This is a genomic window from Pseudomonas sp. Pso3 (assembly GCF_055393275.1).
The window spans coordinates 1,366,749-1,377,682 of record NZ_AP043687.1 but is presented as its reverse complement, the minus strand read 5'-3'; the positions used below and the strand labels follow the sequence as shown (position 1 = coordinate 1,377,682).

Genomic DNA, 10,934 nt, shown 5'->3' with positions numbered 1-10,934 from the left:
CGGCGCTCAACCCAACCCACCAGGCCCAGCCCTGTAGTCTGGGTTGAGGCGGCCTTATCGCCGAAGCCCAACAAGCCGCGCATGACCTCGGCACCGTTGGGCTTCGCTGCGCTCAACCCAACCTGCAGAGCGCCGCCCATCACAGGATATTCAACGGATACTCGGTGATCAGCCGCGTCTCGGCCACGGTGCCGCCGGTGCTCTGGCTGCCGGAATGCCAGGCCTGGCGCAGGCGGAAGCTCAAGTCCTTGGCCGGGCCGTTCTGCAGCACGTACTTGGCTTCCAGATCGGTCTCGTGTTCCTTGTCGCCGTCGCCATAGAGACCGGTATAGGCCGAGTCGGCGGCCAGGTGGGTGCCGTCGATGCCGTTGCCGCGGGTATGGCGGACCATCAGACTCAGGCCGGGCACGTCGTAGCTTTCCATGTTCAGGTCGTAGCGGGCCTGCCAGCTGCGCTCGCCCGGGCCGTTGAAGTCGGAGAACTGCATCGAGTTGCCGAGCAGGATGGAGTCACCGAAGGACCCCGGCACCGGTGCGCCGAAGACCGCATAGTCGAAGGGCTGGTCGCCATGGATACGCTGGTGGATCAGGGTGAAGGTGTGGGCGCCGCTCTGGAAGGCGGCGGCCAGCGAGCCGGCGGTATTGGCGATGCTGCCGGCCTTGGCGCTGCCCGCGTCCAGGGTGCGATAGAGGTTGGCGTCGAAGGTCAGACTCTGCTCGGCGGCCAGCGGCACCACATAGTTGAGGTTGCCGTAATACTGGTCCCAGACATCCTCGAAGTGCCCGGCATAGAGCGAGGCGCTGAGGTGATCGCTGAACTTGTAGACGCCCCCGGCGTAGCTGGCCGAAGCCGCTTCGACGCCGGCGTAACCGGCGAAGATGCCGCCGTCCGAACCGGTGGTGCGCGGCGCCGTGGCGGCGGTGAAGTGACCGCCTTCGAGCATCAGGTGATCGACCTCCTGGCTCACCAGGCTCCAGCCCCGGGCGGTCTGGGGAAACAGCCAGTTGCCACCCGCCGCCAGCACCGGCGCCGTGGGCTGCTGGTCGCCGTACTTGAGCACGGTGTTGGAGACGCGCAGCTTGACCGCCGCCCCGCCCTTGCTGAATTCGCTGCGCTGGCTGCCGTCGCCGTCCACCGGCATGTTCGGGGTGTTGGCGTGGCCATCGCCGCCATCCAGCTTGAGACCCAGATAGCCATAGGCATCCACACCCACGCCCACGGTGCCCTGGGTGAAGCCCGAGGTGTAGTTGAGCAGGAAGGCCTGGGTCCAGCTGCGCGGATCGCGACTGTTGCGCGTTTCAGCGCCATGGCCGTCGCCTTCGTTCTGGCGCAGGTAGTAATAGTTGCGCAGCAGAAGGGTCAGGTCACCGTCTTCGACGAAGCCCTTGGCGTCGGACTGCTGACTGGCCAGGGCGGCGCCGGTGAGGAGCAGGCCGGGCACGCCGAGCAGCCAGGCGCGCTGGCGGGCAAAGGGGGAAAACAGCGATAGCTTCATGGGCGGTTCACTCAAGGGTTGGAATCGTTAGGTCGCGAACGAGTTTGCCAGCTAGCGCCGGTGCATACCACTTCGCTGACCGTCGTCATCGTCCGGTAACCTCCCTGTGCTGCGCTGGCGGTTCGCCCCTTTCGCCAGAGCTCCGCCATGTCCAGCCAGCCCTTTGCCGTCGATCTCGCCTATCGCCCGCGCCTCGCCGACCTGCGCCCCCTGCTGCCGGCGCAACCCGCCGGTCTGAGAAGCGCCGAGCCGCGCATCACCCCCGCCGCCAGCCTGGCCGATCGCCAGGGTTACCAGGCCGATTTCCTGGGCGATTACCAGGTCCCCTGGCCCCGTCCGAGCGCGGCCCTGACCGGCGACGTCTATCCCCTGCCCGCCTCGGGCGATCGCCTGGACTACACCCACTTCTCGGTCAGCCTCTCGCGCAGCCGGCGGATGGCGCTCTGGGTCGGGGTCAATATCGACGGCGACCAGCACGTCGAGGTGCCCCGCAGTCGCGACGCCTGGGCCTACGACGGCCGGGTGCCGCTGGAGGCCCAGCTCGGCGAGGCGCTCTATGCCGACAACCTGCTCGACCGTGGCCATCTGGTACGGCGCCAGGATCCCAACTGGGGCGCCGCCGCGGCCCAGGCCAATAAGGACACCTTCCACTTCACCAACTGCGCGCCGCAGATGGCCGCCTTCAACCAGAAGACCTGGTTGGAATTGGAGGACTACATTCTCGACAACACCCAGCGCTGGCAGGCACGGGTCAGCGTCTTCAGCGGCCCGGTCCTGCGTGCGGATGACCGCGCCTATCGCGACGCCCGGATCCCCGAAGCCTTCTGGAAGGTGGTGGCCTTTCTCGGTGACGACGGCAAGCCCTCCGCCAGCGCCTACCTCATCGACCAGCGCCGCGAGCTGGACGAGCTCTCCATCGCCTTCGGTCGCCTGCGCACCTACCAGTGCAGCGTCCTGCGCATCGAGCAGCTGACCGGCATCGACTTCGGCCCGCTGCGCGACCACGACGGCTTCTCCAATGAAGAGCGGGTCACCGGCAGCCCCGTCGAGCGGGCCATTTTCGGTCCCGCCGACATCCTGCTCTAAGGCTTGTCTGTAAAGTCGCCGAGCGAAGGTCAGGCAAGGCAAAAATCCGTGAGGAAGCGGAGTTTACGAATGGTAAATGAGCATTCCGAACGGATTTTTAACGCAGCATGACCGAGCGCAGGCACTTTTCAGACAAAGCCTATCCCGGCTGCACGCAGGCACGGGGCAGGCTATTGCGCACCCCCAGCAGCGCCAGCAGGATCACCCCGACCAGATAGAGCTCGGCGGCGCCGGTCAGGCCCAGCCGTGGCACCAGGGCGCTGACCGCCAGGGCCGGCAGGCAGAACGCCAGGTAGCTGAGCACATAGAAGGCGGCCAGCAACCCGGCGCGCTGGGTCGCTTCCGCCAGCGGCAGCAGACTGCGGGTGGCGCCGAGAAAGCCGCTGCCGAAGCCGACGCCGGTCACCAGGGTGCCCAGGGCGAAGAGTCCCAGCTGACCGCTGGCCACCGCCAGCCAGAGCAGCGCCGGACCGGCCACCAGGGTGCTCGCCCCCAGCCGCAGCAGGCGCGCCGCCGGCCAGAGGCGCAAGCCATGCAGACAGGCCGCACCGGTGAGCGTGAGGCCGGCCACCACGCCCCCGCCGACCAGGATCGACGTCGTACCGGTCGCCGCCTTGACCAACGCCGGCATCAGCGACAGATAGAAGCCGCCCACGGCCCAGACCGCCAGCTCCAGCGGCAGGACCCGCCAGAGCATGGCGCGGGCCTGGGGCGGCACCGCCAGCTGGGGGCGCAAGGCGGCGAGCAGACCCGGTCGGCGCGGACCGCTATCGGGCAGGCGCAAGAGCGCCAGGCCCTGCAGCAGAAAGAGCGCCAGGAACAGCCGATAGACCAGTTGCAGCGGCGCCGGCGCGAATTCCACCAGCAGGCCGCAGCCCAGCGCGCCGATCGCCATGCCAAGCAGCGGCGTCAGGCTGTTCAACCAGGGACCGCGCTCGGCATCCACGTCGAGCAGCGCCGCACCCAGGGCACTGGTGGCGATCCCGGTCGCCAGGCCCTGCAGGGCGCGGGCGAGCACCAGATCCGCCAGGTCATGCGCCTGGTGGAACAGCAGCATGGCACCCGCCTCCAGCAGCAGCGCCGCTAGGATCACCGGCCGCCGCCCCAGGTGATCGGACAGCCGCCCGCCCACCAGCAGGGCGGCCAGCAGGGCGAAGGCATAGACGGCGAACACCCAGGTCAGCCAGAAGGTGGAAAAGCCCCAGGCCTGCTGGTAGCTGGCATAGAGGGGGGTCGGCGCGCTGGACGCGGCCAGGAAGGTCAGCAGCACTGAACCCAGCAGCGTCAGGCGTGCAGAGGAGGAGCCGTTCAGCGAAGACATGTCCGCACCTTAAAGCTAAATAATTGCTTTAAAGCCTGAACCCTTCCCGCAGCAAAAGCAATGCGTTTGCGTTAAGAGCCGGGTATCCTGTCACCATGACCAGCAAGCAAGCCCGTCCCGGTGGCCGCAGTGCCCGCGTTCAGCAAGCCATCCACGAGGCCGTCCTGGCGCTCCTGCAGGAGCAGCCCCGGGAAGCCCTCACCGTCCCCCTGATCGCCGCGCGCGCCGGGGTCACGCCCTCGACCCTCTATCGTCGCTGGGGCAATCTGCCCAGTCTCCTGGCCGACGTCGACCTGCAGCGTCTGCGCCCGGACCAGCCGCCCGAGGACACCGGCAGCCTGAGAGGCGATCTCGAACGCTGGCTGGAACACTATGTCGACGACCTCGCCTCCACCCCCGGCCAGGCCATGCTCAGGGACGCCCTGGCGGCCACCGATCCGGGCTGCGCGGTGCGCTGCACCGAGCCGACCCGGGAACGCCTGGAGCTGCTGCTCGAACGCGCCCACCGCCGTGGCGAACCGGCTCCGACCCTGGACGTCCTGCTCGATGGCCTGGTCGCCCCGCTGATCTATCGCACCCTGTTCGGCGCCGAGCGCCCAGACCTGGCGCTGTGCCGGCAGCTGCTCGCCCGGGTACTGCGGCCAGACCGTTAGGCGAGGCGTCATCCATGAACGACGAGGCCCGGACTGTCACCAGTCCGGGCCTCGTGCTAGGTCAGCGTATCCCGCGGGATACGGCGGATGCTGCGCTTAGGCGGCAACCACCTTGTTGGCCGGCTGGGTACGACGACCCAGGGCACCACCGATGGCACCGACGATGCCGCCGATCACCAGGCTGATCAGCAGGACCCAGCTGGCCTGGGAGACCTTGCGGGCAGCCACGTCAGCGGCTTCGCGAGCCTTCTGCTCGGCCTGGGCCTTGAGTTCCTGGTACTTGGCATAGGCCTGCTGGTAGGTCTGCTGGGCCTTGTCGACGATGGCATTGGCCTCGGCGTCGCTCTTGCCGGTGCGGGCCTTGATCAGGTTGACCAGCGCCTGACGGTCGGCGGCGTTCCAGGCCTGGTCGCCACGCTGCTTCAGACGATCCAGCAGGGCACTCAGCTGGTCATCGGTCTGCTGCGGATTGTTGGCGCTGTTCTGGGCGGTGTTCTTGGCATCCTGTTCGGCGCCCTGAGCCTGCTGCTTCAGATTCTCCGGCTGCAGTTCGGTCTTGCCGGTCTGGCGCAGCGCGGTTTCCAGTTCGTTCTGCAGATCACCCAGGTCGAGCTGGATGCCCTGCTGACGCAGTTGGTCCTGAACCTGGTTGGTCAGCGCCGGTGCCGCCTGGGACAGGCCGCTGCCGATCATCGACAGACCGCTGCCCGCCACGTTCAGACCGGTACGCACCACGCCGCTCACGGCGCTGGACACCAGATAGACGCTGACCAGGGTCACGCTGGCCCAGACCAGGATGCCGTGCAAGGCGCCTTCGCGCTGGGCCAGGCGACCGGCGATCCAGGCACCGACGAAGACCGATACCACGGCGCTGACGCCGACCCAGATACCGGTGCCCTTGCCCAGGCCGGACAACGGATTGGCTTCCTGCTGCGGATCGATGGAAGCCGAGCCGATGGCGGTGCCGAGCAGGCTCAGCAGCAGCGACACGGTCAGGGCGATGACCACGCCGGCGATGATCGAACTCCAGGAAATACGCTTCAGCAGCGGTGCGGTAGCGGTGGCCGTGGTGGCCGCATAGGCTGGGGTGTGGCGGGCGTCATAGGACATGGCTAGTGCTCCAGGGTGGTTATGGGAAGAACTTATTGTGGTAACGGATTGATACCGTCACGCTTTTAGAAGTTCCCAGACCAGCATTCCAGAGCCACCAAAGGTCGTCAGACCTCAGTTATCCGCTATCCCAGAAGGATATCGGCCAGCAGCTTCACATTGAGCACCACGATCAGCCCGGCGATCGCCCAGGCCAGCACCTGTGTGAGCCGACCGATCACGAAGCTACCCATCAGCTGGCGATCCGAGACGAAGCGCACCAGTGGGATCACCGCGAAGGGCAGCTGCATGGACAGCACCACCTGACTCAGCACCAGCAGCTTGGCCGTGCCGCTTTCCCCATAGAGACCGGTCACCACCACCACCGGGATCACGGCGATGCCGCGGGTGATCAGCCGCCGCGCCCAGTCGGGAATGCGCAGCGACAGGAAACCTTCCATGACGATCTGGCCGGCCAGGGTCGCGGTGACCGTGGAATTGATGCCCGAGGCCAGCAGCGCCACCGCGAACAGCAGCGAGGCGATGCCGACGCCCAGCATCGGCGACAGCAGGTGGTAGGCGTCCTGGATCTCGGCCACGTCGGTGCGCCCGGCGCTGTGGAACACCGCCGCGGCGGTGATCAGGATGGCCGCGTTGACGAACAGCGCCAGCATCAGCGCCAGGGTGCTGTCGGCCACCGCCCAGCGCAGGCCCATGCGGCGCCCCTCCTCGGTCCGCGGATAGGCGCGGGTCTGCACGATGGACGAATGCAGATAGAGGTTATGGGGCATCACGGTGGCGCCGATGATGCCGATGGCCAGGTAGAGCGCGGCCGGATTGGTGACGATTTCCGCCTTGGGCAGAAAGCCGTCGGCGATCGCGGCGATGGACGGCTGGGCCAGCACCATCTGCACACCGAAGCAGACGAAGATCAGCGTCAGCAGGGCGATGACGAAGGCCTCCAGCCAGCGAAAGCCGCGATTCATCAGTAGCAGGATGAGAAAGACGTCCAGCGCCGTGAGGATGGCGCCCCACATCAGCGGGATGCCGAACAGCAGATTCAGCGCGATGGCGGTGCCGATCACCTCGGCCAGGTCGCAGGCGATGATGGCGATCTCGCAGGCGATCCACAGCAGCAGGCTCACCGGCCGCGAATAGCGCGCGCGGCAGGCCTGGGCCAGGTCCAGCCCGGTGGCGATGCCCAGCCGTGCGGCCAGGGCCTGCAGCAGGATGGCCATGAGGTTGGAGAGCAGGATCACCGACAGCAGCAGGTAGCCGAATTGCGAGCCGCCGGCCAGGTCCGTGGCCCAGTTGCCCGGATCCATGTAGCCCACCGAGACCATGTAGCCGGGGCCGAGAAAGGCCAGCAGCCGCCGCAACCAGCTGCCGCCCTCGGGCACCGGCACGCTGGCATTCATCCGCCCCAGACTGGGCCGGGCGGACGGCGCAGGCTCCTGCCAGGCAGGCTCGACGTAGCTGGCGGATTCTTTCATGGCGGACTCGTGCGGCAAGGTAGGACTACCCTTTGGAGAATTTAGCCTAGGCTAAAATTCACACATCCAGCAATAAAAAATCTCTATCTCATCCGTCGATAACGCCCATTGGCGAAGGAATCTTTGGTATTCGCCCGCAACTCGGTCAAAATGGCGCCCGATCGCGTCCTCTCGACGCGCCTCAGGTCTTTGCGGAGAAGGTCATTCAGGTGGGCAACATGACAAAGGACGACGAACTGCTGAATCGGTTGGTCGATCCATCCATTCATATGGAAGGTTTTCAACAGGTCCGCGAGGCGCATCGTCAGGAGCTGATCGAAGACTATGTCGAGCTCATTTCCGACCTCATCCGGGACGGCGGTGAAGCCCGTCAGGTCGACATCGCCGCGCGCATCGGCGTGGCCCAGCCGACCGTGGCCAAGATGCTCAAGCGCCTGGCCGCCGCCGGCCTGATCGTGCAGCGTCCCTATCGCGGCGTCTTCCTCACCCCCGAAGGCGAAGCCCTGGCCGAAGCCAGTCGCGCCCGCCACCATGTGGTGGAGACCTTCCTGCTGACCCTGGGCGTGGACGCCGATACCGCCCGCCGCGATGCCGAGGGCATGGAGCACCATGTCAGCGAGGCCACCCTGGAAGTCTTCCGGCGTTTCATCGCCAGTCGCCAGGCCTGACGGCTGCGGCTTTAGTCGAAAGTCGCTGCGCTTCCCTTAAGAAAATCCCGGCACCGTCGAAGTAGTGGAAGTCATACTTTCACTCCTCTCGGTGCCCTGCCATGTTCAATCGCCCTCTCAAGACCGAACTCGCCCAACTGCGCGCCGAGGTCGCCGAATTGCGTCAGCTGCACGCCGGTTTCGAAAGCCAGGCGCTAAGTCTTACCGTGGATGACCGCGGCAACATCGAGCGGGTGAACGAGCGCTTCTGCCGCGAGATGGGCTATCGCGCCGAGAACGTGGTGGGACGTCCGCTGGACGCCTTCATTCCCGAATACGTCAAACAACTGCCCTGCTATCGCGACCTCAAGAGCGCCCTCAGCCAGGGCCAGCAGACCAGCGGCATGTACCGCCTGCTGCGCGCCAACGGCCAGGAAGCCTGGCTCTATGCCACCTGGCAGCCGCTGCGCGACGCCGACGGCCGCATCCACAAGACCATCTGCTACGGCAACGACCGTACCGAACAGGTCGAGACCTCCACCGAACACTCCGGGCTGATCAACGCCCTGCTGAGATCCACCGCGGTCATCGAATTCAACCTGGCCGGCGAGGTGCTCACCGCCAACGATCGCTTCCTGCAGGGCATGGGCTATTCGCTGCAGCAGATCCAGGGCAAGCACCACCGGCAGTTCTGCACCAGCGAAGAAGCCAATTCCGCCGACTACCAGGCGTTCTGGGCACGGCTCAATCGCGGCGAATTCATCGCCAGCCGCTTCAAGCGCGTCGACAGCCATGGCCGGACCGTGTGGCTGGAAGCCTCCTACAACCCGGTGCTCAACACCCGTGGCGAGCTGTACAAGGTGGTGAAGTTCGCCACCGTGATCACCGAGCAGGTGGAGCAGGAACAGGCGGTGGCCGAGGCGGCCAAGGTCGCCTTCGACATCTCCCAGCAGACCGACGAAAGCGCCCGCCAGGGTGCCGAGGTGGTGCAGAACACCGTCTCGGTGATGCGCAAGATCGCCGAGGAGCTGCAGGTGGCTTCCAACGGCATCGAGGCCCTGGGCGAGCAGTCACTGGTGATCAGCACCATCGTCAAGACCATCAGCGGCATCGCCGAACAGACCAACCTGCTGGCGCTCAACGCCGCCATCGAAGCGGCGCGGGCCGGTGAACAGGGCCGCGGCTTCGCCGTGGTGGCCGACGAGGTCCGCCAACTGGCCGGCCGTACCAGCAAGGCCACCGAGGAGATCGTCGGCGTGGTGCAGCAGAACCAGCAGCTGGCGCAGACCGCGGTCGCCAACATGGCGGCGAGCAAGCACCAGGCGGAACAGGGCCTGCAACTGGCCAACGCCGCCGGCACCCGCATCACCGAAATCCAGGACGGCGCCCAGCGCGTGGTGGGCGCGGTGGGTCAGTTCGCCCGCCGCCTCAACTAGCGCGCCCGTCTCAGGCCGGCGCCGGACGCCGCCGGCCGAGCAGCCCTAGCGCGGCCAGGGTCACGCCCAGGCTGACCAGCAGGCACAGCCCGAGCAGACCGCGATCCCCCCAACTCTCCCGCGCCAGGGCATAGCACCAGGGCGCGGCCGCCGAGAGCAGAAAGCTCGGCGCCAGCAGCTTGCCGGTCAGCCGCGCATAGAGCGCCCGGTCGAACAGCTCCAGCGGCAGGCTGGCTCGCAGCACCGCCACCAGGCCGTTGAGGGCGCCATAGAGAAAGACGAAGCCGGCGGTGAGGCCCAGGTGGCCTTCGCTCGCCAGCGCCAGGGCGAAACTCAGCGGCAGGCCCAGGCCCAGCAACAGATTGAGCTGGCGCGCCGAAAGCCGCTGCCCGGAGGCCAGTTCCGCCAGCCGCGCGCAGACCTGACCGATCCCCCACAGCGCCGCCACCCCCACCGGCACCCCACGCTCAGCCAGCAGCGCCGGCAGATGCGCCGACAGTCCCGCCGAAAGAAAGCCGATCAAGGCCATCCCGGTGGCGAACAGCACCCCGGCCAGGCGTGGCGAACCAGCCGCCGCCGCGACGGGCACCTCGGCACTGGGCAGGCGCCCCCGCACATTGGGCAGCGGCAGAAGCAACAGCAGCCCGGCCAGGGCGATGCCGGCATAGACCACCAGCCCCAGGCGCCAGCCCAACAACTCCAGCAGCCAATGCCCCAGTGGCCAGAACACCGCCGAGGCCAGCCCGCCCAGCAGGGTGATGCGCACCATCACCGCCCGCGACCGCTCACCGGCCAGCCGCACCAGGGTGGCGAAGGCGGCGTCGTACAGCGACAGGCGCATGCCCACGCCCAGGGTCACCCAGGCCAGGTAGAACAGCGGCGCCGACTGGGCCGCGGCCAGGCCCAGGCAGCCCAGGGCATTGAGCACCAGGCCGAGTTGCAGGGTGCGACAGCCACCCAGGCGTTCGATCACCGCGCCGCTGAAGGGCGAGACCAGGCCCATGGTCAGCATCGCCAGGGAAAAGCCGCCATAGACCCAGCGCGCGTCCCAGCCCAGGCCCGCGGCCATCGCCGGGCCATAGACCCCGGGCAGATAGAAGGCCAGGCCCCAGGCCAGCAACTGCATCAGCCCCAGTTGCCAGATGGCGCGATCGCTCGGCATCGGCGTCATCAGCGCGTACCCGGGGTCTGCTCGCCCTCTCCCAGGCTGCGCTGCATCAGCACCGTGTCCACCCAGCGCCCGTGCTTGAAGCCCACCGCCTCGAAGGTGCCGACGGTGCGAAAGCCCAGCCGCTGATGCAGGGCGATGGAGCCCTGGTTGGCGCTGTCGCCGATCACCGCCACCAGCTGGCGAAAGCCCGCTGCCGTGCAGGCCGCGACGATCTCTTCCAGCAGGCGGCGGCCAATGCCCTGGCCGCCCAGGCCGTCGCGCACGTACACCGAGTCTTCCGCGGTGTGGCGATAGGCCGGGCGCGGGCGATAGAGCACCGCATAGGCATAGCCGACCACCTCGCCCTCCAGCTCGGCCACCCGGTAAGGCAGCCCGACCTGGCGCACCGCGGCCAGGCGGCGGCCCAGCTCGGCCAGGTCCGGAGGTTCCAGCTCGAAGCTGGCGCAGCCATGCAGGACATGCGGGGCATAGATGGCCTGGATGGCCGGCAGATCGGCAGGGGTGGCATCGCGCAACAGCAGAGCGGTGTTCACGGGAGAGGTC

At 67.4% G+C, this 10,934-nt stretch carries 10 protein-coding genes; 4 read left to right on the top strand and 6 right to left on the bottom strand.

The features are described 5' to 3' along the window. Nucleotides 1–139 precede the first annotated feature (139 nt). Complete coding sequence (locus ACZ5R1_RS06445; protein WP_464713268.1) at nt 140–1,495, bottom strand: OprD family porin; 1,356 nt, start codon at nt 1,493–1,495, stop codon at nt 140–142. Nucleotides 1,496–1,642: 147 nt separating this feature from the next. Here ACZ5R1_RS06445 and ACZ5R1_RS06440 point away from each other — a divergent pair, with 147 nt between their 5' ends. After that, on the top strand, nt 1,643–2,581 hold the full coding sequence (locus tag ACZ5R1_RS06440) for a DNA/RNA non-specific endonuclease (protein WP_464712915.1): 939 nt from the start codon (nt 1,643–1,645) through the stop codon (nt 2,579–2,581). 139 nt (nt 2,582–2,720) lie between these two features. Here the strand turns inward: ACZ5R1_RS06440 and ACZ5R1_RS06435 are convergent, their stop codons facing one another. Then, nucleotides 2,721–3,902 (bottom strand): MFS transporter, encoded by a 1,182-nt coding sequence (locus tag ACZ5R1_RS06435; protein WP_027601540.1) that lies wholly within the window; start codon nt 3,900–3,902, stop codon nt 2,721–2,723. A gap of 95 nt (nt 3,903–3,997) precedes the next feature. Between ACZ5R1_RS06435 and ACZ5R1_RS06430 the strand changes: the two genes are divergently transcribed. Next, nucleotides 3,998–4,555 carry a TetR/AcrR family transcriptional regulator gene (locus ACZ5R1_RS06430; RefSeq protein ID WP_074584601.1) on the top strand — a complete coding sequence of 186 codons (558 nt, stop codon included), beginning with the start codon at nt 3,998–4,000 and terminating at the stop codon, nt 4,553–4,555. 96 nt (nt 4,556–4,651) lie between these two features. Here the strand turns inward: ACZ5R1_RS06430 and ACZ5R1_RS06425 are convergent, their stop codons facing one another. Both ACZ5R1_RS06425 and ACZ5R1_RS06420 read right to left on the bottom strand, forming a co-directional pair. Beyond that, nucleotides 4,652–5,665, bottom strand: a complete 1,014-nt coding sequence (locus ACZ5R1_RS06425) for a YrzE family protein (RefSeq protein WP_027598276.1) — start codon at nt 5,663–5,665, stop codon at nt 4,652–4,654. Between the two features lie 125 nt (nt 5,666–5,790). Next, complete coding sequence (locus tag ACZ5R1_RS06420; RefSeq protein WP_027598277.1) at nt 5,791–7,137, bottom strand: Nramp family divalent metal transporter; 1,347 nt, start codon at nt 7,135–7,137, stop codon at nt 5,791–5,793. Nucleotides 7,138–7,355: 218 nt separating this feature from the next. Here ACZ5R1_RS06420 and mntR point away from each other — a divergent pair, with 218 nt between their 5' ends. Next, a complete protein-coding gene (mntR, locus tag ACZ5R1_RS06415; protein ID WP_027598278.1) occupies nt 7,356–7,805 on the top strand; it encodes a manganese-binding transcriptional regulator MntR in 450 nt (149 codons plus the stop codon). A gap of 101 nt (nt 7,806–7,906) precedes the next feature. Beyond that, nucleotides 7,907–9,220: a methyl-accepting chemotaxis protein gene (locus tag ACZ5R1_RS06410; protein ID WP_464712914.1), complete on the top strand. Its 1,314-nt coding sequence runs from the start codon at nt 7,907–7,909 to the stop codon at nt 9,218–9,220. Between the two features lie 10 nt (nt 9,221–9,230). On the opposite strand, the gene ACZ5R1_RS06405 is transcribed toward ACZ5R1_RS06410, so the two are convergent. Then, on the bottom strand, nt 9,231–10,391 hold the full coding sequence (locus ACZ5R1_RS06405) for an MFS transporter (protein WP_464712913.1): 1,161 nt from the start codon (nt 10,389–10,391) through the stop codon (nt 9,231–9,233). Then, entirely contained in the window at nt 10,391–10,924 is a 534-nt protein-coding gene (locus tag ACZ5R1_RS06400) for an N-acetyltransferase family protein (RefSeq protein WP_464712912.1), read from the bottom strand. Before ACZ5R1_RS06400 ends, ACZ5R1_RS06405 begins: the two co-directional genes overlap by 1 nt. Between the last annotated feature and the right edge of the window lie 10 nt (nt 10,925–10,934).